Here is a 23870-nt window from a genome sequence, read left to right on the forward strand (position 1 = left end):
TCATACGGCTTCAATGCGGCCGGCGATGTTATTGCCGCTTGTAATCATCCTCGATGCGGATGACATCATCCTCGCCGATATAGGCTCCGGTCTGGATTTCGACCAGTTCGAGCGGGATCTGGCCCTCGTTTGCCAGACGGTGCGGCTGACCGATCGGGATATAGACCGACTGGTTTTCTGTCAGAAGCCGCGTTTCCTCGCCCATCGTCACCGTCGCCGTGCCCTTGACCACGATCCAGTGTTCCGAGCGATGATAATGTTTCTGGAACGAGATCCGATGGCCGGGATCGACCGTGATGTGGCCGACCCGGTAACGGTCGTCCACATACATGTGTTCGATATAACCCCAGGGACGGTAAACACGCTTGTGGCTCTGCGTCTGCGGCGCATGTTCGCCGTCCTTCAGCGTCTCCACCAGACCCTTCACATCCTGCACCCGGTTCTTCGGCACCACCAGAACCGCATCCTTGGTGGCCACCACCACCAGATCCTTCGCCCCCACCACCGTCGTCAGCAGTTGCGTGGAGTGAATAAGGCAGCCTTCGGAATCGATGAAGACGCCATCGCCTTCCAGCGCATTGTCATTGCCGCGCTTGTCGGCGATCTCCCAGATCGCATCCCAGCTGCCAATATCCGACCAGCGGAAATGGCCATGCACCACCGCCATGCGTCTGGTTTTTTCAATCACCGCATAGTCGATGGAATTTTTCGGCGAGGCCTCGAAGCTTTCCTGATGCAGACGCACAAAACCGAGGTCGCTTTCATATTGCTCGACCGCCTGCGTCACCGCCGAAAGAATCTCCGGCGCGAAGGCCTTCAGCTCGGCGATCATCACATCGGAACGGAACAGGAAGTTGCCGGAGTTCCAGAGATAGCCCTTTTCCAGATAGGAGATCGCCGTCTTCATGTCAGGCTTCTCCACGAAGGCATCGACCGTGCTCAGGTCCTCCTCGCCGTCGATCGCCTCGCCCGGCTTGATATAGCCATAGGAGGTGCGCGGCTCGCTCGGCACCAGGCCGAAAACGACGATATTGCCCTGATCGGCAGCCTTGGCCCCGAGTTTCACGGCGTCGGAGAACTTGTCGGCATCGAGCACCACATGGTCGGCGGCAAGCGCCAGCACCAGACATCCCGGTTCGCGACGCTCCGCCAGCACGGCGGCAGCCGCCATGGCGGCAGCGCTGTCGCGGCGGGCGGGTTCAAGCACCACCGTTGCCGGCAGGCCGATCTCTTCCGCCTGACGGCGGGCGAAAAAACGGAAATCCTCGTTGGTGATGACGAGCGGCTCGGCATACATCCCCTTGTCGCCCACCCGCATCAGCGTCTGCTGATAGGTCGAAAGATTGCCGACCAGCGGCTGGAACTGCTTGGGCAGCTGATCACGCGAGACAGGCCAGAGACGCGAACCGGCACCGCCAGCAAGAAGAACCGGCGTGATCTTTCGAGTGTGTTCTTTCACGACAAAACCTTTCCAACATCAAAAAATTTCCCGGCGCGCCGGACAATATACATATTTCCCAATGCCGCCATCATCGGTTTACGGGCGGACAAGCGCAAGCTCATAAATTCGCCTTGTGAAAGCTTGGTGAACGAGCGGCGGAGCATTTGGAGGACATGTCGATTGCCTGGGGACCCGTTTCGCTAACGCGAGATGGCTTGCGAGGTTCCGCACAATTCTCCGCGAAAACATCTCCGGGGATCGCGGAAATCTCGGCGTCCCAAGAAGCCGCATCCGCGGCCGGGCGGTGGCACCCGGAACCCACGAACCGGGCGCCAGGTTAAGAATATCGACTTAATCGATTGAAACGGCCGCAAATTTCCCCCGCGTTAAATTTGCTGCACTGAACAACATTCAAGGCTTGGCAGGCGCGCGAAAAATACAATAACAACGACGGATATTTTTACACTGTTATCGACACGAAAGCACGCTCAGCCCATGTCCGACACGCCAAAACCCGCCAGCACAAGAACATCGGTTACGGATCAGGAAGCCCTGGATTTCCACGCGGAAGGCAGACCGGGGAAACTGGAAATCACCCCGACCAAGCCGATGGCGACGCAGCGGGATCTGTCGCTCGCCTATTCGCCTGGCGTGGCCGTGCCGGTGAAAGCCATCGCCGAAAACCCGGCGACCGCTTACGATTATACGACACGCGGCAACATGGTCGCCGTCATCTCCAACGGCACGGCCATCCTCGGGCTTGGCAATCTCGGCGCGCTCGCCTCCAAGCCGGTCATGGAGGGCAAATCCGTCCTCTTCAAGCGTTTCGCCGATGTCGATTCCATCGATCTCGAGGTCGATACCGAAGATGCGGATGAATTCATCAATTGCGTGCGCTACCTCGGCCCCTCCTTCGGCGGCATCAATCTGGAAGACATCAAGGCGCCGGAATGTTTCATCATCGAAAGCCGCCTGCGCGAACTGATGGACATCCCCGTTTTCCATGACGACCAGCACGGCACCGCCATCATCGCCGCCGCCGGCCTCATCAACGCCATCGAGCTGACGGGCCGCGACTTCAAGACCACCAAGCTGGTCTGTAACGGCGCGGGTGCTGCGGCGATTGCCTGCATGGACCTCATCAAGGCCATGGGCTTCAACCCGGAAAACATCACGCTCTGTGACACCAAGGGCGTGATCTATCAGGGCCGTACCGAAGGCATGAACCAGTGGAAATCCGCCCACGCGGTGAAAACCAACAATCGCACGCTGGCGGAAGCCATGAAGGGCGCGGATGTGGTGTTCGGCCTCTCCCAGAAGGGCGCTTTCAGTGAAGAGATGATCCGGTCCATGGCGCCGAAGCCGATCATCTTCGCCATGGCCAATCCGGACCCGGAAATCACCCCCGAAGAAGTCTCGCGCGTCCGTGACGACGCCATCATGGCGACCGGGCGCTCGGATTATCCGAACCAGGTCAACAACGTCCTCGGCTTCCCCTACATCTTCCGCGGCGCGCTCGATGTGCGCGCCAGCCAGATCAACGATGCGATGAAGATCGCCGCCGCGCAGGCGCTGGCCGATCTTGCCCGTGAGGACGTGCCTGATGATGTCGCAGCCGCTTATCAGGGCAACCGCCCGCGCTTCGGGCCGCAATATATCATTCCGGTTCCCTTTGATCCGCGCCTGATCTCGGCCATTCCGGTGGCCGTGGCGAAAGCCGCCATCGAAACCGGCGTCGCCCGGCGCGAACTGCCTGACCTCGACGCCTATGCCCGCGAGCTTTCCGCCCGCCGCGACCCGATGGCCTCGACGACGCAGCGTCTTTACGAGCGCGTGCGCCGCTCGCCGAAGCGCGTGGTCTTTGCCGAAGCGGAAGAAGAACAGGTCATGCGCGCGGCGATTTCGTTTACCGCTCAAGGGCTTGGCACCGCCATCCTGCTCGGCCGCGACGATATCATCAAGGCCAATGCGGAACGTGCCGGCATCGATCTCGACCGCGCCAATATCGAGATTACCAATGCCCGCCTCTCCAGCCGCGTCGATGCCTATGTCGATTATCTCTATGCGCGGCTGCAGCGCGGTGGTTTCCTGCTGCGTGACGTGCAGCGCCTGATCCACAATGACCGCAACCATTTCGCCGCCTGCATGGTGGCGATGGGCGATGCGGACGCCGTGGTCACCGGCGTTACCCGCAATTATTCGACGGCGCTCGAGGATATCCGCCGCTGCATCAATACCAAACCCGGCCATCGCGTCATCGGCGTTTCGCTTGTTGTCTCGCGCAACCGCACCGTCTTCGTGGCCGATACCGCCGTGCATGACATGCCATCGGCCGACGACCTTGCCGATATCGCCGAAGAGGCAGCCGGCCTCGCCCGCCGTTTCGGCTATGAGCCGCGCGTCGCCATGCTCGCCTATTCCACCTTCGGCCAGCCGACCGGCGAGCGTTCCGACAAAGTGCGCGAGGCGGTGAAAATCCTCGACCGGCGCAATGTCAATTTCGAGGTCGACGGCGAGATGTCGGCCGATGTGGCGCTGAACCATCACCGCATGCAGAGCCAGTATCCCTTCGCCCGGCTTTCCGGCCCGGCCAACGTTCTGGTCATGCCGGCCATCCATTCCGCCTCCATCTCCACCAAGATGCTGCAGGAACTGGGCGGCGCAACCGTCATCGGCCCGCTGCTCGTCGGCCTCGACAAGTCGGTGCAGATCACCTCGATGGGTGCCAAGGACAGCGATATCGTCAACATGGCGGCGATCGCGGCTTATAACGCCGGGAGATAAGCACAGGGCGTGTCGCTTGCTTCCTCTCCCCGCCGGGGAGAAGATGGCCCGAAGGGTCAGATGAGGGGGCAAGCTCTCCGGATATCTCTACCGTAGCTTCCTCATCCCGCTGCCGTGACCTTCTCCCCCTCGGGGAGAAGAAACAAGCGGTATTCGCTCGTTTTCCCTTTGGCCATTTGGCCGGAAAACGGCGTCCGGATTGCCCCGCGCGGCCTTATGGCCAGATGCAAACAGCGCGGACAAAGAACAGGATTCTACGATTTAAAATTATTAGGATATTTTTTCGCCCTCTAAGCTTTATTGGAACACGATTTTATTCATAGTATTTTTTGCGCAATGCCAATTCTCGCTCTTGGCGGGTGCCTCATGTAGTTTCCACCTACAATCAAAAGGAAATACCCATGGCCCTCTCTTTCTCCAGATTTGCCGCAAAACTCATCGCCGGAACCGTCGTCATCGCTTCGATGGCCACCGCCGCCCATGCGGATGCAACGCTCGACCGGATCAAGGGTCGCGGCAAGCTCACCGTCGGCGTGATCCTGTCGGGCGCGCCCTTCGGCTTTATCGATCCGAAGACGCAGGAACAGAAAGGCCTCAACATCGATGTGGCCAAGGCGCTGGCCGCCGGCCTCGGTGTCGAGCTGGTCACCGAAACCGTTACCCCGCCTAACCGCGTGCAGTTCCTGCAGCAGGGCAAGGTCGATATTCTGATCGCCAACATGCAATACACGGAAGAGCGCGCCAAAACCCTCGATTATGTGCCCACCCCCTATGACCGCCAGGGCGGCGCAGCCATCGGCCGCAAGGACAGTGGTATCAAGGACTGGCCGGACCTGAAGGGCAAGATCGCCTGCGTTTCGCAAGGGTCGAACTACACCCAGCCGCTGATCGAGGAATATGGCGCACAGGTAAAGGCCCTGCCGAGCCAGCCGGAATCGCTGCTGGCGCTGAAGGGCGGCAATTGCGATGTCTCCGTCCACGTCAACGGCACGCTGAGCCTGATGCTGCAGGACCGCGCCGACGAGTGGAAGGATTACGGCATTCTGATCCCCACCGACCTCATCCCTTCCGATTCCGTGATCTGGCTGCGCAAGGGTGAAAGCGATACCCAGGCCGCACTCGACAAGATCGTCAAGGAGCTGCACGCCTCCGGCAAGATGCTCGAATTCGCCAAGGCCAACCGCCTGCCGAGCATCGGCTACATGGAAGAACAGCAAAAGAAGCTTTCTGCCGCCCAATAAGGACAGGAGCAGGGCTTTTCCGTTATCTGCCTGTCCCCATCACAGGTGAGGACGGCGGCAAAAGGGCGGAGTGATTTCCCCTGACCATCAGGAACGGCCGGTTTCGCCTGCCGTTCTTTTCTGCTTTATAACAAGGCAGGCCATTCTGGCGCCGCCCGCCGGGCGGCACCCGCAATAACAGCATGGATTTCCGATGCAGGATTCATTTACAGCGCGCTTCATTGAACTCGCCGCGCATCTCGGCCTCAAATATGATTTTCTGAACAGCGGCTACGAGGTTCAGATCTGGCTTGACGGCATGAAGATGACGCTCATCCTCGTCGCCGTCACTTTGCCGCTCAGCCTCGTCTTCGGCTTTGTTTTCGCCGCCATGCTGACATCGGGCAAGGTCTGGCTCGCCGGTCCCGTGCGCGCCTATGTGGAGCTGACGCGCAACACGCCGACACTGGTGCAGCTGATGTGCGGTTTCCTCGTGCTCAACATGCTGATTTCCAATGCATTGGGCGGCGCGCAGAACAATCCGCTCACCCCGTTCTTCTGGGTCGTCGCCGTCACCGGCCTGCATATTGCCGCCTTCCACGCGGAAGCGCTGCGCGGCGGCATCGAAGCGGTGCCGGCCACCACCATCGAAGCGGCGCGCGCGATCGGTTTCAGCTCCTTCGAAGTGCTGCGTTACGTGGAATTTCCGCTGGCGATCCGCACTGCCCTGCCCTCGATCATCAACAATCTCGTCAATCTGGTGAAGCTCACCACGGTCGGCTCGGCGATCGCGGTGGGTGAAATCACCTATGCCTCGATCCTGATCTGGACACAGCGCGACAATGTGGTCGAGTTGATGCTCGTCATTCTCATCTTCTTCAGCGTCATCAATTTTATCGTCGCAAGGGCCGGTCTCTGGCTTGAACGGCGTCTTGCGGTTCCGGGGTTCGGCCAATGAGCGCGGTGGTTTCTCCAACACAGGCGGCAAAGAAGCCGCCTTTCGGCACCATTCTGCTGCTCGGCGTTCTGATCGCCGTCGTGCTGTGGCTGATCCTCGATCCGTCGCTCGGACAGGTGCTGCTCGAATGGCTGCCCTATCTCGGCAAGGGTTTCGCCATGAATGTGCTGATCAGCATTCTGGCGATCGCGATTGGCACCTTCATCGGCGTCCTGCTCGGCATCATGGAGCTTGCGCCCTACCGCCTCGTGCGCGCGCCGGCGCTCACCTATGTGCAGATTTTCCGCAACGCCCCGCATCTGGTGCTGATCTTTGCCGCGACCTACATCTTCCCCTTCGAGATCGTCGCCTTTGGCAATTACATCCCCTTCCCGGACTGGATCAAGGCCGTCGTCGGTCTCGCCATTCCCGCCAGCGCCCATATCGCCGAAATCACCCGCGGCGCCATCCAGTCCATTCCGACGGCGCAATGGGAAGCCGCCCAGGGGCTGGGCTTTTCGCGCAATCAGACGCTGCGCTGGATCATCCTGCCGCAATGCGTGAAACGTTCGCTGCCGCCATGGATGAACCTTTACGCGTCGATTACCATGGGCACGGCCCTCGCCTCGCTGGTTGGCGTGCATGAACTGCTGCACGCCGCGACAGACGCCAGCACCGCCGTGCAGCGCAATGACTTCACCGTCGTGGTCTATCTCACCGTTCTGATGGCGTTCTTCCTGTTCTGCTATCCCGTCTCCCGTTTCACGCAGCGCCTCGAGCGGCGCTTCGCCTCCCGCTGATTGGAACAAGCCATGTCCGCATCCGCACCACAAACCGCCAAAGCGCTTGTCGAACTCGAAGGGATTCATCTCTCCTTCGGCGACAATCAGGTCCTGAAAGGCATAGACCTTACGGTCAACAAGGGCGACGCCGTCTCCATCATCGGCCCTTCCGGCTCCGGCAAATCCACCATCCTGCGCTGCATCAACGGCCTGCTCATCCCGCAATCGGGCAAGATCACCGTTGGTGGCACCCGGGTAGACCAGCTGAAGACCGAGGCCGAGCGCATCGCACTGCGCAAGCGCATCGGCATCGTCTTCCAGCAGTTCAATCTCTTCCCGCATCTGACTGTCATGGAAAACATCACCATCGCGCCGATCAAAATCCTCGGCACACCGAAGGCTGAAGCCGAGCGTCATGCCCGCGAACTGCTGGAAAAGGTCCGCCTTTCCCAGAAGGTCGATGCCTATCCCGGCCAGCTTTCCGGCGGCCAGCAGCAGCGCGTGGCGATTGCCCGCGCGCTTGCCATGCGGCCGGAACTGGTGCTGTTCGATGAGGTCACTTCCGCGCTCGACCCGGAAACCGTGGGTGAAGTGCTCGCCGTCATCCGCGATCTCGTCAATGACGGCATGACCAGCATTCTCGTCACCCATGAAATGCGCTTCGCCGAAGAAATCAGCGACAAGATCGTGTTTACCGAAAACGGCCTGATCGTCGATCAGGGCACGCCTGATCATATCTTCTACCGGTCGACAAATCCGCGCATCAACGCCTTCGTCAAGGGTCTGGGAGGACAGGCGGCACGGCTCAATGATGGTGAGGGAATCTGACGCCATGGCCACCGAGGAAAAACTCACCCTTCATCTGGCCGAAGCCATCGCCGCGTCTGATCCTCTAGGCGACGATGAGGCGGTGACGATTGCCCGCACGGCGCTGATCGATTTTTTCGCCTGCGTGCTGGGCGGTGCTGCCGACAGAAGCACCCAAATCCTGATCGACAACTTTACCTCGGGCACCTCAGGCACGGCAGGTATCATCGGCCATGATCTGCGCACCGACGTCTTTACCGCCGCCCTCATCAACGGCCATGCCGGCCATGTGCTTGATTATGACGATGTGCATGGCAGCGTGCGTGGTCACCCCACCGTCGCCATCATTCCCGCGCTTCTGGCCGTTGCGGTGGAGGAAAATTCGACGGCGGACGCCTTCATCGCCGCCTATATTGTCGGGCTGGAGACAATGGCGCGGATTGGCCTGTCGCTCGGCACCAAGCACTATGAAAACGGCTTCCACGCCACCGCCACGCTCGGTCCCATCGGCGCTGCCGCTGCCATCGCCCATCTCCTGAAATTCGATCCGCAGACCACAGCCGTCGCACTCGGCCTTGCCGCCACGCAATCGGCCGGGCTTCGCCTGCAATTCGGGTTCGATGCTAAGCCGCTTCATGCCGGGCTTGCCACCCGCGCCGGTCTCACTGCGGCGCGGCTGGCTCGGTCAGGGTTTCAGGGTGCAGCGGATTTTCTGGAAAATCCCATCGGCTTTTATTCGGCCTTCGCCTTCGGCGCCGAGCAACCGAAACGGGTTCTCTCCGGCTGGGGTGCACCCTGGCAGATCGTCTCGCCCGGCCTCACCCTCAAGGCCTTTCCCTGTTGCACCGCCGCCCACCCCGTCGCCGTTGGAGCGCTGGCACTGCGCAACGCGCATGATCTGACACCGGACGAGATCAAAACTGTTGTCATCACCTTCCCGCCGGGCGGCGATGCCGCCCTTGTCGGCACCGCCACGCCCGCCACCGGCATCGATGCGCGCTTCAGCCCCGAATATGTTTTCGCCGCAGCGCTCGCGGACGGAGCACTCGGGATTGGCCATTTCGACGAGCGCCCGGCACGTGCCGATCTGCTTACACTTTCGGCAAAAGTCTCGCGCCGGCATGATGAAACAGCCCGCCGCCTGTCGCCCGACCCGACCACCCGTTTCGTGGTCATCGATGTGACAAAGAAAGACGGAACATTGCTGTCACGCCGCATAGACGGCCTGCCGGGCATCGATGACCCGACGGAGAAATTCGCCGATGCCACCGGCGGCAATGAGAAATTCGCCGGAATTCCGGCACTGGTGCGGTCCATGAAAACCGCAGCCGATCTCCGGGAGCTCGAGACGCTTCTGGCAACTGAAATATAACCCGACCGACATGAAGGCATGATCCCCATGACCAATACGACCCGCAAAAGACAGATGCATCTCGGCCTTTTCCTGCAGGGCGCCGGGCACCACGTTTCCGGCTGGCGTCACCCCGATGCGGAGGCCGGCAGCGAGAATCTCGATCTGCTCACCCGCGTTACGAAAATGGCCGAAGCGGCGAAGTTCGACATGGTTTTCCTGGCCGACGGCCTGACCAGCGGCGTCGACGCCCATCCGTCGATGATCGCGCGCTTCGAGCCGCTGACCCTGCTCGCAGCGCTTGCCATGGTGACCGACAAGATCGGCCTGGCCGCAACGGCCTCTACAACCTATGGCGAGCCCTATCACACCGCCCGCGCCTTCGCGTCCATCGACCATCTGAGCCATGGCCGCGCGGCCTGGAACATCGTCACCACTTCTTATGCCCGCACGGCGGCGAATTTCTCCAAGGATCATCCCGAGCATGACGAGCGTTATGTGGTGGCGGAAGAATATGTGAACGTCGTTCGCGGCCTTTGGGACAGCTGGGATGACGACGCCTTCATCAAGGACAAGCAGGCGGGCCGCTATGTCGATCCGGCAAAGGTCCACATCCTCAATCACGAAGGCAAATATTTCACGGTCAAGGGGCCGCTCAATATTCCGCGCTCGCCGCAGGGACACCCGGTTCTCATTCAGGCAGGCTCCTCCGGCCCGGGACAGGATCTCGCCGCCCGCACCGCCGATATCGTCTTCACCGCACAGCAGGCGATTTCCGAAGCGCAGGCCTTTTACACCAGTCTCAAGGCGCGGGTGGAAAAGTTCGGCCGCGATCCGGCAAGCGTTGCCGTCATGCCGGGTTTCATGCCGATCATCGGCAGGAGCTTCGAGGAAGCCGGTGAAAAGCTGAAGGAACTGAACCGCTGGACGGATATCAAGAGCGCCATGCCGCTGCTTGAAGAACGCATCGGCCACAGCCTGGCCGATTACGATCTCGACGGCCCGCTGCCGGACCTGCCGATCTCCGATCAGCTGCGCAGCCGCGCCGAACTTCTGACCGAACTGGCGCGCCGTGAAAAGCTGACGATCCGCGAACTGGCGCTGCGCGTCGCCGCCGGACGCGGCCACCATATCGTCATGGGCACGGCCAAGGACGTGGCGGACCGGATGCAGGAATGGTTCGAAAACGGCGCGGCCGACGGCTTCAACGTCATGCCGCCCTTCTTCCCTGGTGGGCTCGAAGAATTCAACCGCGAGGTCGTGCCGCTTCTGCAGGAGCGCGGCCTGTTCCGCAAGGAATACGAAGGCTCGACGCTGCGCGACCACCTTGGCATCGACCGTCCGACGTTGCGGGGATAACAGCGTGCGGATACCTGACCACAGGCATCCGCATCACCAAATCGCGTCGATAAGTCGGAGCGGGCAAAGGCCCGCCCTGTCACGCTGCGGCGCGTCCCGCCTGCTGGTCGCGCCGGCCGGCGTTTGAAAATTCCGGCCGGGCGGACGCTCCGTCTTCGCGCTGAACCGTGCGGCGGTTCAGTTTGAACAGGCTGACAAGCTGTGCCAGCACATCGGCGCCCTGCGCCAGCGTGGTGCTGATCGCAGTGGTACGGGCGCTCATCGCGGCATTTTCCTGGGTCATCCGGTCGAGCCGGTTGACGGCCTTGTTGATTTCGCTGATGCCGACGGCCTGTTCATCGGCCGCCTTCGAAATCATGTCGACATTGCCGTCAATGTGCCTGACCAGTGCGTCGATCTGTTTCAGCGCCTCGCCGGTCTCGCCAACCAGCCGGACACCTTCAAGAACCTCGCTGCCGGAATTATTGATCAGCACCTTGATTTCCTTGGCGGCGTTGGCGGAGCGTTGCGCCAGTTCGCGTACTTCCTGCGCCACCACGGCAAAACCCTTGCCGGCATCGCCCGCCCGTGCCGCCTCGACACCGGCATTCAACGCCAGAAGGTTGGTCTGGAAGGCAATCTCGTCGATGACACCGATGATCTGGCTGATTTCCCGCGATGCCGTCTCGATGCGCTGCATGGCGTCGACCGTCCGTTCGACCACTTCCGTGGAAGCGACCGTGGATGCCCGCGCGCTCTGCACGAGTTTGCGCGTCTCCTTCATGTTCTCGGTGGATGATTGAACCGTCGCAGTGATCTCTTCCAGCGCCGCCGAGGTTTCCTCCAGCGCCACAGCCTGCTCGCGGGAGCGTTCGGCGAGATTGACGGAGGCCTCGCTGACTTCCTGGCTGCTGCGGGTCAGGTCACCTGTCTGGCCGAGAACATTCTCGAGCGTCTTCTGGAATTCCGCGATCGATTTGTTGAAATCGCGCCGCAGTCCTTCGAACTCGCCGACGAACGGCTTGTCCAGCGTGATGCGGATGTTGCACTGGGAGAGCCTCTCCAGCGCCGCACCGAGTTCTTCCACCGCATGTACCCGGTCCGACACGTCGAAGGCGAATTTGGCAACCTTGAAGACCTGCCCGCGATCATCGAGGATGGGATTATACGATGCCTGGATGAAGACGCGCCTGCCAGCCTTGCCGAGCCGCATGAACTGGCCGGTGGAGAAATGGCCGGTTCGCAGCCCTTCCCAGAAGGTCCGGTATTCCGCTGAACCGACATAGGAGGGATCGCAGAACATCGAGTGGTTCTTGCCGATGATTTCCTGCGCCGAATATCCCATCGCTTCGAGGAAATTCTCGTTAGCGCTCAGGATCGTTCCGTCCGGTGAGAATTCGATCATGGCCTGCGCACGGGAAAGTGCGGAGAGCTTGCCATTGTCCTCGGCGCTCTGGCGCTTGATCACGGTGATGTCCGTGGCGATCTTGACCACCTTGTAGGGTTTGCCGAAGCGGAAAACCGGATTGTAGGACGCTTCGATCCAGATATCGGCGCCGCTTTTGGCGCGCCGGCGATACTGGCCCTTGTCGTGCTCGCCGCGCGACAGTTTTTCCCAGAAAGCCTTGTATTGCGCAGACGCCGCATCTTCAGTGGAAAGGAACATGCGATGATGGCGGCCGACGATCTCTTCCTGCGTGTAACCGATGGCCTTGCAGAAATTATCGTTCGCTTTGAGAACCTTGCCGGTCAGATCGAATTCGATGATCGCCTGTGAGCGGTTCAGGGCTTCCAGCACCGCAGACGCATCCAACCCAAACCTAGAAAAGTGAGACATGCTTTTTCAATCCCCAACAAAGACCAGTTTGCGGACCTCCTAACCCTGGATAATCCAGAGGCTGAAAACCGGTCAGTCTGCCCGCACGCAAAACTAGCGGGACAGCGTTAAATAGCGATTAATGATGGTTTATAACTATCGCGCCAAAGGCCTGATCTGGCGGTGAAGACCGGAAGAACGATCGTTACGCCCCAGCCATATATGAACCGCTTATTTGCCACAGTGCTGATATTTCTGCGATCGCGACGCAATGCGGCCTTTCATCGAGGCGCCATTCATTGTTATGGCGGGCTTGAAAGATTTGTGTTGCAGGAGCGCCGATGACCAAAACCCTGAAATGCGACGTGCTGGTGATCGGCACCGGCATTATCGGTTCGATGGCGGCGCTTTATCTGCAGAACGCCGGGCGGGAGGTCGTCCTTCTGGAGCGCGGCGAGATTGCCGGTGGCGCAAGTTCCGGCAATGCCGGTATACTGGCCTTTCCGGAAATCATCCCCATTCCCTCCCCCGGCATCATGAAAAAAGCGCCGCGCTGGCTGTTCGATCCGCTCGGCCCGCTCAGCGTGCCGCCGGCCTATGCCGCAAAGATCGCACCGTGGCTCTGGCGTTTCTGGCGTGCCAGCGCCGAACGCAACTTCCGCCATGGGCTGAGAGTGCTGAGCGATATCAACCGGCTGGCGGCCACGGAAATGGCGCATGTCGCCGCCATGCCGGAACTTTCCGCCCTTGTCTCGAAAACCGGTACGCTTGATCTCTATGACAGCGAGGCAAGCCTGAACGCCGCCGCCAGGGACTGGGATGAAAAGCAGCGCGCGGGCTTCTCCTTTGAGCGTGTCGGCCGTAACCGGATAGACGAATTGCAGCCGGGTCTTGCCCCGCAGTTCCGCCATGCCATGTTCTCACCGGACGGCATGCAGGTCTCCGATCCTCATGATTTCACCCGTGCGATTTTCGATCTGGTGATTGCCAGGGGTGCGAGCCTGCGCAAGGGTGAGGCGGAACGCATCGACGCTGTCGGTGAAAGCACCATCGTCACCCTGGAAAACGGCGACAAGATCGATGCCGACAGGGTGGTGATCGCATGCGGCGCCTGGTCGAAGAAACTTGCCGCGACGCTTGGCAATATCGTGCCTCTGGAAACGGAGAGGGGCTACAACACCACCCTGCCCGCCGGCGCCTTCAACCTGACGCGCCAGCTTTATTTCAACGATCATGGCTTCGTCGTGACGCCGCTTTCCTCCGGCATCCGTGTCGGTGGCGCGGTCGAACTTGGCGGGCTGGATCTGGAGCCGAATTTCAAGCGGTCGGAAGCGATGCTGAAAAAGGCGGGACGTTTCCTGCCCGGTCTCAAGACGGAGGGCGGACGGCAATGGATGGGGTTTCGCCCGTCAATGCCGGACTGTCTTCCCGTCATCGGCACGGCGCGCACCACGCCTTCCGTCATCTACGCCTTCGGCCACGGCCATCTGGGCCTGACGCAATCGGCGGCGACCGCCCGTCTCGTAACGCAGTTGGCCAATAGCGAGGAGACGGCGATCTCCGTCGATCCGTTCCGGCCGGGGCGTTTTTCCTGACGCAGGCGAGGCCAGCGCAATAGCCGAAACAGGGCAACGTATTCCGCATAAAGGGGAGATACTTCCGGGAATGACGGCTATTTCACCTGCATGGAATCGTCCGGAAACTCCACGGTGGCGAAGGATGGATAGACCTTTCGCAGGATCGTCACCTGCTGCTGGTCGCTCACGCGCAGCAGATACCAGTCGCTACCGTCCATCAGCGCCAGCGTGTGGGAATTCGCCTCGATCGTCTGACCGTTGGTTTCCATCACCGTTTTCGTCGGAATAAGCGCATAGGGCGTTCCGTCCGGCGTCTGCTCAAGGCGGATCGCCTGCTTGTCCATGGTAAACTCGGTTATCTTGACCGCAGCGAGCGCCATCTGCATCTGTGTCGTCAGGGCGCTGCGCAATTGCTCGACGGTCACGCCCGCATCGCGTGCGATGGACTCGAAGATTTTCGGCGGCACCGTCTTGCCGACAGTCTCGAAATCCTGCCCGTTCAGGGCGCTGTTGAACCGTTCGATCTGCTGGCGCAAACTGTCCTGCTCAGACGGTGATATATCTCGCGACAGCACGGGCTGCGCCAGCACCACGAACAGAAACAGACAGGATAACAGACGTTTCATGGCCTGGCCTTTCCGATTGTCCGGCATCTTCCGGGTCCCCGCGCAGGAAACCCTTCGAGACGGCGGATCGTTCAGCGCAGCAGAATGAAGCCCGCAGCCGAAAGCACGAGGAAGACAATGAGGCCGCCAAGGAAGCCCGCAGACGTGAAGAAACCGGCGACCATGGCCAGCAGCAGCACGCACAGGACCATGGTGCCGTATTTCGTCAGAGCCAGAAAGCCGTTATAGGTCTTTTCATGCTCGGCGTAGTTCATCTCGGCGCCAACTTCGACCGGACCCGTGTGGTGTTCGCTCATTCCGCTTCCCCTTTGCTCCATCCGACGCTCCCGCCGCGCAAGACCATTATCCTGCGAACGGTGACGGGCTCATGCCGGTTTCTCCGTCACCAGAGGTAACATGAAGTCGAAGAAAAGCGCAATGCGTTCCGAGCGAAAGAGCAGCCATGCCGCACGCGGCATCCGCCGAACCGGGCAAAGCGTGCGGCCGGGCAACATCCTTGCGCAAACGGTTGAAAAGCACGGCCCTGCGCCCCGTCCGGTCGCGGTTTTAGTTGCTTTTCGTACGGCCTGCCCATACACGGGATTCTGTGGGGAGGAACACCGGAACTAGTCTGAGCGGAGACACGTGGAGGCGTGACCGCCGCGGGAGCTTTCCGGCTTTGCTCTCCGCCATAACCCGCAAAGGGCCCGGTAAGGGAAGAGGGGAAAGTCATGAAATCGCTTTTGAAAATAAGTGCTTTGATAGACCTTGCGAGCGAAGCTCTGGGCAAGGTCGCCGGTTACCTGGTGCTCATCTGCTGCCTCGTCAGCGCCGGCAACGCCATGGTTCGTTATGCCTTCAACTACAGCTCGAACGGCTGGCTGGAAATCCAGTGGTACATGTTTGCCTTCATCGTGCTTATCGGCGCATCCTATACGCTGCGCATGAACGAGCATGTGCGTGTCGATATCATCTATGGCGCGATTTCCGCGCGCAGCCGCATCTGGGTGGACATTGTCGGCATCGTTCTGTTCCTGCTGCCAGGCTGCGTTTATCTGGCCTGGCTGTCCTGGCCCATGTTCACACTGTCCTGGCACCAGAACGAAGTATCCTCGAATGCCGGCGGCCTCATCCGCTGGCCCGTGAAACTCGTCATCTTCGCCGGTTTCGCCCTGCTGGTTCTTCAGGGGTTTTCCGAACTCATCAAGCGCATAGGCGCCCTCAACGGGCTTTATGCGCTGGATACGAAGTACGAAAAACCCCTGCAATGATCGCGCCGATCTGAACCTTCAGGATATTTTCCATGTTTGAATATGGTATTCTTCCACCGCTGATGTTCCTCGGCATGATCATCTTCATGCTTTACGGATTTCCAGTCGCCTTCTCGCTTGCCACCGTCGGCCTCGTCTTCGGTGTCATCGGCATCTTCACCGAGCATTTTTCACCGGCCTTTCTTCAGGCTTTGCCGCTGCGCATCTTCGGCATCGTCTCGAACGATCTTCTGCTCGCCATTCCCTTCTTCACCTTCATGGGCGCGATCCTCGAACGATGCGGGCTGGCGGAGGATCTGCTGGAAGGCACGGGCAAACTGTTCGGCGCCATTCCCGGCGGTCTTGCCTATGCCGTCATCATCGTCGGCGCGATCCTCGGCGCCATCACCGGCACGGTTGCCGCCTCCGTCATCACCATGGGTGTGATCTCGCTGCCGATCATGCTGAAATACGGGTATAATCCGCGGCTTGCCACCGGCGTCATCGCCGCATCGGGCACGATCACGCAGGTCATTCCCCCGTCACTCGTGCTGATCGTCCTTGCCGATCAGCTCGGCAAATCCGTGGGCGACATGTATCTCGGTGCGGTCGGCCCGTCGATCCTGCAGGTCGCCATCTTCATGCTCTTCATCCTGTTGATGTCGATCGTGCGGCCGAAGGATCTGCCGGCGCTGCCGCCGGAAGCGCGCGGCGAACTGGACCGCAAGCTGGTATTCCGCGTGCTGGCGGGCATGATCCCCTCCATCGTGCTGATCTTCCTTGTGCTCGGCACCATTTTCCTCGGCCTTGCAACCCCCACGGAAGCCGGGGCGCTCGGCGTCGTTGGTGCCATGGCGCTCGCCGCAGCACATCGCCGCCTTACCTGGGACCTCGTCAAGCAGGGCATGCATTCCACCATGCATATCACCTCCATGGTGGTGTTCATTCTGGTGGGCGCCACCTGCTTTTCCCTCGTCTTTCAGGGCATGGACGGTTCGCTGTGGATCGAGCATATGTTGTCGGGCATTCCGGGCGGCCCCATCGGCTTCCTGATCTTCGTCAACATCTTCATCTTCTTCCTCGCCTTCTTCCTCGATTTCTTCGAGATCGCCTTCATCGTCATTCCGATGCTGGCGCCGATCGCCCAGTCGCTCGGTATCGATCTGATCTGGTTCGGCGTGCTGATCTGCATCAACATGCAGACGAGCTTCATGCATCCGCCCTTCGGTTTTGCGCTGTTCTACCTGCGCTCCATCGCGCCGCGCTCGGTCAAGACATCGGATATCTACATGGGCGCCATCCCGTGGCTCGGCATGCAGCTTATCCTCGTCGCCATCGTGATCTTCTGGCCGGAATCCGTCACCTACTGGCTGGACAAGGCGCCCGAGGTCGATCTGAACTCCATCAAGATCGAGGTGCCCGCCTTCGGCAATCAGGGCGGCAACACCATGCCCAATTTCGGCCAGCCAGGGGGCTTGCCGGGCATGCCTAATCTCGGCGAACCCCCGAAGATCGGACCGTAAGAGCTGTCTTGTAAGGATTGGGCGAAACGCTTATAGTTGCGGAGTGGAAGACAGGGTTCCAGCCCTGCCTTCCGTTAGCTTATCTGCTTAGAAAATTGAACCGGACGGAGATAGACTAGCCCGTCCGGTTTTTCCTAAGCCAAAGCGTAATGCTCAGTGGTTTCCACATCACATCACCTCCACAGTTGAGAGCAAGGCCTTTGCCGAGGTCGGCGTGGCCAATCCCCGCCGACACTCCGGCTGGTCGCGGAGCCTGCTGCTTTCGCTCACAACAGGTCCGATCGTAAATCATCCTTTGTTGTCGGATACATGAAGGCTTCCGCACAGCAAAAACCCCGGAGACCGAAATCTCCGAGGCCTTTGCCCGGTCCGCCGCCGTTACCGAATAATCAGAGCTTGCCGTTACGCTGCTGGATCATCATGAACGTATCGAAGGTATATTCCGCAAGCTGCATCCACAGGTAACCTTCACGCTTGAAGGCGACCTGATCCTCGTAGATCTTCTTGAAGTCCGGGTTGGATGCCGAAATATTGGCGTAAACCTCCAGTGCGGACTTGTAGCAGGCTTCCAGAATCTCCTGGCTGAAAGGCCGAAGGACTGCGCCTTCCGAAACCAGCTGCTTGATGGCGATGGGGTTTTTGGCGTCGTATTTCGCCATCATGCTGGTGTTGGCGAAGGCGCAGGCATCCTGAAGGGCGGTCTGATAGCTCTTCGGCAGGCTGTTCCACTTGTCCAGATTGACGAAGGAATGGATGACCGGACCGCCTTCCCAGAAGGCCGGGTAATAATAATATTTCGCCACCTTCTGAAAGCCGAGCTTGTGGTCGTCATAAGGGCCGACCCATTCGGCAGCATCAATGGTACCCTTTTCCAGCGCCGGATAGATGTCGCCGCCGGCGATCTGCTGCGGCACGACGCCGAGTTTTTCCACCACCTTGCCGGCCAGACCGGCGATGCGCATCTTCACGCCCTTGAAATCGTCGACGGTATTGATTTCCTTGCGGAACCAGCCACCCATCTGGGCACCGGTATTGCCTGATATCATGCCGTAGAGATTATGCTTGGCGTAAAATTCGTTGAGCAGTTTGTTGCCGTTGCCCTCATAGAACCAGGAATTGGTCAGGCGGGCATTGAGGCCGAAGGGTATCGCCGTGCCGATGGCGAAGGTCGGGTCCTTGCCGACGTAATAATACGAGCAGGTATGGCACATTTCCACCGTGCCTGATGACACGGCATCGGCCGCCTGCAGACCGGGCACGATTTCGCCGGCGGCAAAGGGCTGGATGGTGAAATTGCCGTCGGTTGCCGCGGCGACGTGTTTGGCAATGTCCTCGGCGCCGCCATAGATCGTGTCGAGGGATTTTGGAAATGACGACGTCAGGCGCCAGTTGATCTTGGCATTCTGCTGCGCAATGGCGGGCGCGGCCAGAGCCGTCGCGGCTCCCGCAAGCGCACCTTTTTTCATAAAGGAACGGCGATCCATCTATATCCTCCCAGATATGAACGCTGCCCGCAGCTTTGAATTCCCCTTTTGCTGTTCAGGCATCGCAGCAAAGTAAGCACGGTTACCGCCCGACTGACAAGCACCCGCATCAAGAATTAATCGCGGAAAACCGGCCATTTCCGGAAGTCACCTTCGTATTTTATTTGCAACTGAAATATCTTCGCGGCGCCTTATACTTTAGGCGCATCCATTCCCGCCAAAACGCAAAACGCGTGCTTGACTTGGCTCACCGGCAGTCGCACAAATTTCGAAGATTCGCCCCGGAGCAGCCATGCCAAAACCCATTATCGCCGTCCCCGCCGACATCAGGCATTTCGCCGGAGCCGACTGGCACGCCGCGCAAAACCAGTATCTCTCCGCCGCCCTGAAAGTCGCGGGCGTCATGTCCTTCATCGTCCCGGCTTTCGAGGATGGTAACGAGATCGACGCCATTCTGGACCGGGTCGACGGCCTGCTCGTATCCGGCTCGGCAACCAATGTTCACCCTGCCCTTTACGGAAAAGAGGCGCGGGAGAGCGACGGTCCCTTCGATCCCGCCCGCGACGCCACCAGCCTGCCGCTCATTCGCCGCGCCATCGAACGCGCCATTCCGATGCTCGCCATCTGTCGCGGCATTCAGGAATTGAACGTCGCACTCGGCGGCACGCTTGCTTCGGAAATTCAGGAACAGCCAGGCGTCTGGGATCACCGCAAGCCGGAGCATGACGACCGCGACGTGGCCTTCGCCATCCGCCAGCCCGTGCATGTGCGCGAAGGCTCCTGCATTGCGCAGCATCTCGGCATGTCGGGTGAAATCCAGATCAATTCGCTGCACCGGCAGGCGATAGCCGAAACCGCACCACGCCTGCAGGTGGAGGCAACGGCGGCAGACGGCACCATCGAGGCTGTTTCCGTCATCGATGCCAAGGGCTTTGCCGTCGGTGTGCAATGGCATCCGGAATATTGGGCTGAAACGGATGCACCCTCACGCGCCCTGTTCGAGGCATTCGGCAAGGCTGTTCACGAGTACCGAAACAGCAAAGCCTGAAATCGGCCAACCGCACCCAGAGCAAAGCGGACTTCAGCATCAGGACATAAAAAAGGGGCAAGCCTGAAGGCCTGCCCCAAGTTCCGGGAGGAGTAGTTAGCGCTTTGCGCGTTTCTTCTGTCGGTAGACATCGGCGACGACGGCAGCCACGATGATCAGGCCTTTGACGATCTCCTGGTAATAGGCATCGACCCTGAGGAACGTGAAGCCCGATGTCATCACACCGAGGATGATGGTGCCGATGACCGTTCCGGTGATACGGCCGGCACCGCCGGCAAGCGATGTGCCGCCGATAACGGCTGCGGCGATGGCGTCGAGTTCATACATCACGCCCATGCCGGCCTGCGCCGTCTGTGCACGGGCGGCGGTGACGACGCCGGCAAGACCGGCCAGCATGCCGGCAATGGCATAGACCTTGATCAGATGCGCCTCGATATTGATACCGGAAACGCGCGCCGCCTGCTGGTTAGCGCCGATCGCATAGGTGAACTTGCCATAACGCGTGTAACGCAGCGCGATGTGGAAGATGATGGCGACGACGAGGAAAACGACGACCGGCCAGATGCCCGTACCGATGAAGTTGAAACCGTCGGTCAGGCCGGAGATCGGCTGGCCCTTCGTGTACCACTTGGAAAGACCGCGCGCCGTCACCATCATGCCGAGCGTGGCGATGAAGGGCGGAATTTTCGTGCGCGCAATCAGCTGCCCGTTGATGAAACCGGCCAGCATACCCGCTAGAATGCCAACAGCCAGCGGGATGAAGAACGGCAGGTCGGTGAGGCCCGGATAAAGCGCCCGCGGCCAGGTGGAGGATTGCGCCACGCTGGCAGACAACATTGCCGTCAGGCCGACGACGGAGCCTGAGGAAAGGTCGATACCGCCGGTGATGATAACCTGCGTCACGCCAACGGCGATGATGCCGATTACCGACACCTGCAGGATCATGATCGTCAGGCGCTGCTGGTTCATAAGGAAGCTCTGACCGATGAAAATCCAGCCGAGAATTTCATAAACCAGCGCGATGCCGATCAGCACGAAAAAGATATTGGCTTCCGGCGGTATGCGCCTGTGCGGCTTGCGTCCGGATTTTGCGTCCAACTCTGCGTTGGCGGCGGCGTTCGTATTCATAATCATTCCTCCTCGAGAAATCCCAGCGCGCCTCACCGCGATGCGAGATCCATCACCTTCACCTGTGTGGCTTCACTTCTGTCAAGGAAACCCGTCACCCGACCTTCATGCATGACCATGACACGGTCGCTCATACCCAGAACCTCCGGCATTTCGGAGGAAATCATGATGACGGCGACGCCCTGGCGCGCCATCTCGCAAACCAGCTTGTGAATTTCCGCCTTGGCCCCGACATCGATGCCCCGCGTCGGCTCATCCAGAATGAGGATGCGCGGCTTGGTCAGCATCCAGCGACCGATCAGCACCTTCTGCTGGTTGCCGCCCGACAGGTTTTCGATGCGCTCATAAAGATGCGGCGTCTTGACCCGCAGCTTGCGGCACATCTCCTCGCAGGCATCCGAAAGCGCGTTTTCCTGCACGAAGCCATTGGCGACATATTTGTCCTGCAGGACGGCGATCTGCATGTTCTCCAGAATATTGAGGATCAGCAGACATCCCGTATCCTTGCGGTCCTCGGTCAGGAACGCCATGCGGTGGCGGATTGCCTCGGTCGGACTGTCGATAGCAACCTGTTTACCGTCGATTGCAACGCTACCCGAAGAGGCCGGCGTAACACCGAACACCGTCTCGGCAACATTGGAGCGTCCCGAGCCGACAAGACCCGCAACGCCTAAAATTTCGCCGGCGCGAACATCGAACGACACATCATGGAACACGCCATCGAGCGTCAGGTTCTTGACCGACAGCACCACATCGCCGATCGGAACCTCTTCCTTCGGGAACATCTGCGTGATTTCGCGGCCCACCATCATGCGGATGATGTCATCGCGCGTCACATCGGTGGAAGCATGGGTGCCGATATATTTGCCGTCGCGGAAGACAGAGAACTCGTCGGCGATCTCGAACAGCTCGTTCATCTTGTGGGTGATGTAGACGATGCCGATGCCACGTTCCCTGAGGTCGCGGATGATGCGGAAGAGATGCTCGACCTCGCGCTCGGTCAGCGCCGATGTCGGCTCGTCCATGATCAGAACGTCGGAATCGTAAGAAACCGCCTTGGCGATCTCGACCATCTGACGGCTCGCGACCGACAGCTCGCCGACGCGGGTTTCCGGGTCGAGGTCGATACCGAGCCTTTCCAGCAGCGTCTCCGTGCGGCGATACATTTCGCCATGGTCGATGAAACCAAACCGGTTTTTTGGCTCGCGGCGAATCCAGATGTTTTCGGCCACCGTCATATAGGCCATCAGGTTGAGTTCCTGATGGATCATGGCAATGCCGTTTTCGAGCGCGTCGAGTGGGGAATCGAGGCGTATCGGAGCACCTTTCAGGCGGATTTCACCAATGTCCGGCTGGTAGATACCAGCGAGAATCTTCATCAGCGTCGATTTGCCGGCGCCGTTCTCGCCCATCAGCGCATGCACGGTGCCGCGCTTGAGGTGGAACGACACATCATCAAGCGCCACGACGCCGGGAAATTCCTTGCGTATGCCGTCCGCTGCCAGAAGAAATTCTGCATTCGGCACGGCGCCACTGGCGCGCACGGCGGCCATTGTCGATGGACTGACGACCATCTCACCCTCCACAATAGACAAAAATGACCGGAAATATGGCCCGCGAAATCGCGCCCTTCCTTCCGGGGAGGCTTACAGCGCCGTGTCTCTCAAGACAGGTGACGGCGCTGTAACACTTTGAATTCACTGAAATTCTATTATCTACATCAGCCCGCAGGCCTGGCCTTGGGTTGCCGTCCGGATCCGGCATCTGGCTGCGATGATCACGTCGATCGGGCGCAGATGCCGGAACGGGATCGTCAGTTCTTGGCCACGTAGTCCTTGACGTTTTCCGGCGTGACGAGCTGGAAGGGAATGTAGACCTTCTTCTCGACCTTGTCGCCCTTGACGAGCTTCAGAGCCGCATCGAGAGCGCCCTTGCCCTGGCCGGCAGCATCCTGGAAAACCGTAACGTCGAGATCGCCCGCCTGCATGGCGGCAAGGGCGTCCTGCGTGGCGTCCACACCGGCAACGACATAGTCCTTCATGTCCTTGCCAGCGGCTTTCAGCGCCTGAACGGCACCGATCGCCATTTCATCATTGTTGGCGATGACGGCGTTGAATTCGATACCGCTGGAGAGCCAGTTGGTAACAAGGTCGGAACCCTGCGTACGCTGCCAGTTGGCGGTCTGCTCTTCAACAACCGAAATGCCCTTGCATTCGTCGGTCTGCAAAAAGTCCTTTGCAGACTGCGTGCGCATGCGGGCCGCCTGGTTCGAAAGCTCGCCCATCATGATGACGGCCTTGCCCTTGCCACCGAGAAGGCGGCAAACTTCTTTCGCTTCAAGCGTGCCGGCCACCGTCTCATCGGAGGCGACGAATGCCTGTCCGTCCGGCAGCGTATCCACGTTCACCGGCTGGCGGTTGACGTAAACCAGCGGAATTTTCGCGTCCGCTGCAAGCTTCGACATGGCCGCCGTCGCATCCGTATCAACCGGATTGACGATGATCGCATCGACCTTGGAAGCGATGAAATTCTGGATCTGGCTCTGCTGCTTGGCGACGTCGTTCTGCGCGTCTTCAACCTGCAGGGTAACGCCCTTCAGTTCCTTGGAATAATCTTGCATGCCGTTGCGCAGCACGGTCAGGAAGTTGTCGTCGAACAGTGCCATCGAAACGCCGACGGTTTCGGCATGTGCCGCCGTGCCCAAAAGCACAGACATGGCAGCACTGATGATAAGTTTCTTCATTGTTTTTCTCCTCCTCGGTGTCCGGCGCCACCTCTC

19 protein-coding genes are annotated in these 23870 nt (G+C 59.9%); 11 read left to right on the forward strand and 8 right to left on the reverse strand.

The window, feature by feature from the left end:
- Positions 1-28: 28 nt before the first annotated feature.
- Positions 29-1459, reverse strand: a complete 1431-nt coding sequence (locus JZX88_RS11285) for a mannose-1-phosphate guanylyltransferase/mannose-6-phosphate isomerase (protein WP_206913606.1) — start codon at positions 1457-1459, stop codon at positions 29-31.
- A 477-nt stretch (positions 1460-1936) separates the two neighbouring features.
- Between JZX88_RS11285 and JZX88_RS11290 the strand changes: the two genes are divergently transcribed.
- From JZX88_RS11290 to JZX88_RS11320, 7 genes are all read left to right on the forward strand, one after another.
- On the forward strand, positions 1937-4225 hold the full coding sequence (locus JZX88_RS11290) for an NADP-dependent malic enzyme (protein WP_065117566.1): 2289 nt from the start codon (positions 1937-1939) through the stop codon (positions 4223-4225).
- 401 nt (positions 4226-4626) lie between these two features.
- The gene (locus JZX88_RS11295) at positions 4627-5466 is read left to right on the forward strand and encodes a transporter substrate-binding domain-containing protein (protein ID WP_065117565.1); all 840 of its coding nucleotides are present in this window, start codon (positions 4627-4629) and stop codon (positions 5464-5466) included.
- A 193-nt stretch (positions 5467-5659) separates the two neighbouring features.
- A complete protein-coding gene (locus JZX88_RS11300) occupies positions 5660-6403 on the forward strand; it encodes an amino acid ABC transporter permease (protein ID WP_206913608.1) in 744 nt (247 codons plus the stop codon).
- Positions 6400-7182, forward strand: coding sequence for an amino acid ABC transporter permease (locus tag JZX88_RS11305; protein ID WP_065117563.1), 783 nt, complete (start codon positions 6400-6402; stop codon positions 7180-7182). The genes JZX88_RS11300 and JZX88_RS11305 overlap by 4 nt, the downstream gene beginning before the upstream one ends.
- Positions 7183-7194: 12 nt before the next feature.
- Positions 7195-7992: an amino acid ABC transporter ATP-binding protein gene (locus tag JZX88_RS11310; RefSeq protein WP_065117562.1), complete on the forward strand. Its 798-nt coding sequence runs from the start codon at positions 7195-7197 to the stop codon at positions 7990-7992.
- Between the two features lie 4 nt (positions 7993-7996).
- Complete coding sequence (locus JZX88_RS11315; RefSeq protein WP_206913610.1) at positions 7997-9343, forward strand: MmgE/PrpD family protein; 1347 nt, start codon at positions 7997-7999, stop codon at positions 9341-9343.
- Between the two features lie 18 nt (positions 9344-9361).
- Positions 9362-10681 (forward strand): LLM class flavin-dependent oxidoreductase, encoded by a 1320-nt coding sequence (locus JZX88_RS11320; RefSeq protein ID WP_206913611.1) that lies wholly within the window; start codon positions 9362-9364, stop codon positions 10679-10681.
- A 79-nt stretch (positions 10682-10760) separates the two neighbouring features.
- Here JZX88_RS11320 and JZX88_RS11325 read toward each other — a convergent pair whose 3' ends face one another.
- The gene (locus JZX88_RS11325) at positions 10761-12497 is read right to left on the reverse strand and encodes a PAS domain-containing methyl-accepting chemotaxis protein (RefSeq protein ID WP_206913612.1); all 1737 of its coding nucleotides are present in this window, start codon (positions 12495-12497) and stop codon (positions 10761-10763) included.
- Between the two features lie 320 nt (positions 12498-12817).
- On the opposite strand from JZX88_RS11325, the gene JZX88_RS11330 reads away from it, so the two are divergent.
- The gene (locus JZX88_RS11330; protein WP_206913614.1) at positions 12818-14071 is read left to right on the forward strand and encodes an FAD-binding oxidoreductase; all 1254 of its coding nucleotides are present in this window, start codon (positions 12818-12820) and stop codon (positions 14069-14071) included.
- A 77-nt stretch (positions 14072-14148) separates the two neighbouring features.
- On the opposite strand, the gene JZX88_RS11335 is transcribed toward JZX88_RS11330, so the two are convergent.
- Both JZX88_RS11335 and JZX88_RS11340 read right to left on the reverse strand, forming a co-directional pair.
- Positions 14149-14679: a hypothetical protein gene (locus JZX88_RS11335; protein WP_174031201.1), complete on the reverse strand. Its 531-nt coding sequence runs from the start codon at positions 14677-14679 to the stop codon at positions 14149-14151.
- A gap of 71 nt (positions 14680-14750) precedes the next feature.
- Positions 14751-14975: an aa3-type cytochrome c oxidase subunit IV gene (locus JZX88_RS11340; RefSeq protein ID WP_065117556.1), complete on the reverse strand. Its 225-nt coding sequence runs from the start codon at positions 14973-14975 to the stop codon at positions 14751-14753.
- Positions 14976-15389: 414 nt separating this feature from the next.
- On the opposite strand from JZX88_RS11340, the gene JZX88_RS11345 reads away from it, so the two are divergent.
- Positions 15390-15929: a TRAP transporter small permease subunit gene (locus tag JZX88_RS11345; protein WP_065117555.1), complete on the forward strand. Its 540-nt coding sequence runs from the start codon at positions 15390-15392 to the stop codon at positions 15927-15929.
- A 32-nt stretch (positions 15930-15961) separates the two neighbouring features.
- Positions 15962-17431, forward strand: a complete 1470-nt coding sequence (locus tag JZX88_RS11350; protein WP_065117554.1) for a TRAP transporter large permease subunit — start codon at positions 15962-15964, stop codon at positions 17429-17431.
- Positions 17432-17820: 389 nt separating this feature from the next.
- Here JZX88_RS11350 and JZX88_RS11355 read toward each other — a convergent pair whose 3' ends face one another.
- Positions 17821-18915 (reverse strand): TRAP transporter substrate-binding protein, encoded by a 1095-nt coding sequence (locus tag JZX88_RS11355; protein WP_142855882.1) that lies wholly within the window; start codon positions 18913-18915, stop codon positions 17821-17823.
- Between the two features lie 292 nt (positions 18916-19207).
- Between JZX88_RS11355 and JZX88_RS11360 the strand changes: the two genes are divergently transcribed.
- Positions 19208-19963 (forward strand): gamma-glutamyl-gamma-aminobutyrate hydrolase family protein, encoded by a 756-nt coding sequence (locus JZX88_RS11360; RefSeq protein WP_206913615.1) that lies wholly within the window; start codon positions 19208-19210, stop codon positions 19961-19963.
- Positions 19964-20059: 96 nt separating this feature from the next.
- On the opposite strand, the gene JZX88_RS11365 is transcribed toward JZX88_RS11360, so the two are convergent.
- From JZX88_RS11365 to JZX88_RS11375, 3 genes are all read right to left on the reverse strand, one after another.
- Positions 20060-21091, reverse strand: coding sequence for an ABC transporter permease (locus JZX88_RS11365; RefSeq protein ID WP_065117551.1), 1032 nt, complete (start codon positions 21089-21091; stop codon positions 20060-20062).
- A gap of 32 nt (positions 21092-21123) precedes the next feature.
- A complete protein-coding gene (locus JZX88_RS11370) occupies positions 21124-22665 on the reverse strand; it encodes a sugar ABC transporter ATP-binding protein (protein ID WP_065117550.1) in 1542 nt (513 codons plus the stop codon).
- Between the two features lie 239 nt (positions 22666-22904).
- Positions 22905-23834, reverse strand: a complete 930-nt coding sequence (locus tag JZX88_RS11375) for a sugar ABC transporter substrate-binding protein (RefSeq protein WP_206913616.1) — start codon at positions 23832-23834, stop codon at positions 22905-22907.
- Positions 23835-23870 lie beyond the last annotated feature (36 nt).

It is taken from the genome of Agrobacterium sp. OT33, assembly GCF_017313365.1.
Lineage (GTDB): Bacteria > Pseudomonadota > Alphaproteobacteria > Rhizobiales > Rhizobiaceae > Agrobacterium > Agrobacterium rhizogenes_A.

What these genes read in the sequence shown, in the direction of transcription:
- JZX88_RS11290 (WP_065117566.1), top strand. Translation starts at nt 1,937, where the DNA reads ATGTCCGACACGCCAAAACCCGCCAGCACAAGAACATCGGTTACGGAT.
- JZX88_RS11295 (WP_065117565.1), top strand. Translation starts at nt 4,627, where the DNA reads ATGGCCCTCTCTTTCTCCAGATTTGCCGCAAAACTCATCGCCGGAACC.
- JZX88_RS11300 (WP_206913608.1), top strand. Translation starts at nt 5,660, where the DNA reads ATGCAGGATTCATTTACAGCGCGCTTCATTGAACTCGCCGCGCATCTC.
- JZX88_RS11305 (WP_065117563.1), top strand. Translation starts at nt 6,400, where the DNA reads ATGAGCGCGGTGGTTTCTCCAACACAGGCGGCAAAGAAGCCGCCTTTC.
- JZX88_RS11310 (WP_065117562.1), top strand. Translation starts at nt 7,195, where the DNA reads ATGTCCGCATCCGCACCACAAACCGCCAAAGCGCTTGTCGAACTCGAA.
- JZX88_RS11315 (WP_206913610.1), top strand. Translation starts at nt 7,997, where the DNA reads ATGGCCACCGAGGAAAAACTCACCCTTCATCTGGCCGAAGCCATCGCC.
- JZX88_RS11320 (WP_206913611.1), top strand. Translation starts at nt 9,362, where the DNA reads ATGATCCCCATGACCAATACGACCCGCAAAAGACAGATGCATCTCGGC.
- JZX88_RS11325 (WP_206913612.1), bottom strand. Translation starts at nt 12,497, where the DNA reads ATGTCTCACTTTTCTAGGTTTGGGTTGGATGCGTCTGCGGTGCTGGAA.
- JZX88_RS11330 (WP_206913614.1), top strand. Translation starts at nt 12,818, where the DNA reads ATGACCAAAACCCTGAAATGCGACGTGCTGGTGATCGGCACCGGCATT.
- JZX88_RS11335 (WP_174031201.1), bottom strand. Translation starts at nt 14,679, where the DNA reads ATGAAACGTCTGTTATCCTGTCTGTTTCTGTTCGTGGTGCTGGCGCAG.
- JZX88_RS11340 (WP_065117556.1), bottom strand. Translation starts at nt 14,975, where the DNA reads ATGAGCGAACACCACACGGGTCCGGTCGAAGTTGGCGCCGAGATGAAC.
- JZX88_RS11345 (WP_065117555.1), top strand. Translation starts at nt 15,390, where the DNA reads ATGAAATCGCTTTTGAAAATAAGTGCTTTGATAGACCTTGCGAGCGAA.
- JZX88_RS11350 (WP_065117554.1), top strand. Translation starts at nt 15,962, where the DNA reads ATGTTTGAATATGGTATTCTTCCACCGCTGATGTTCCTCGGCATGATC.
- JZX88_RS11355 (WP_142855882.1), bottom strand. Translation starts at nt 18,915, where the DNA reads ATGGATCGCCGTTCCTTTATGAAAAAAGGTGCGCTTGCGGGAGCCGCG.
- JZX88_RS11360 (WP_206913615.1), top strand. Translation starts at nt 19,208, where the DNA reads ATGCCAAAACCCATTATCGCCGTCCCCGCCGACATCAGGCATTTCGCC.
- JZX88_RS11365 (WP_065117551.1), bottom strand. Translation starts at nt 21,091, where the DNA reads ATGAATACGAACGCCGCCGCCAACGCAGAGTTGGACGCAAAATCCGGA.
- JZX88_RS11370 (WP_065117550.1), bottom strand. Translation starts at nt 22,665, where the DNA reads ATGGTCGTCAGTCCATCGACAATGGCCGCCGTGCGCGCCAGTGGCGCC.
- JZX88_RS11375 (WP_206913616.1), bottom strand. Translation starts at nt 23,834, where the DNA reads ATGAAGAAACTTATCATCAGTGCTGCCATGTCTGTGCTTTTGGGCACG.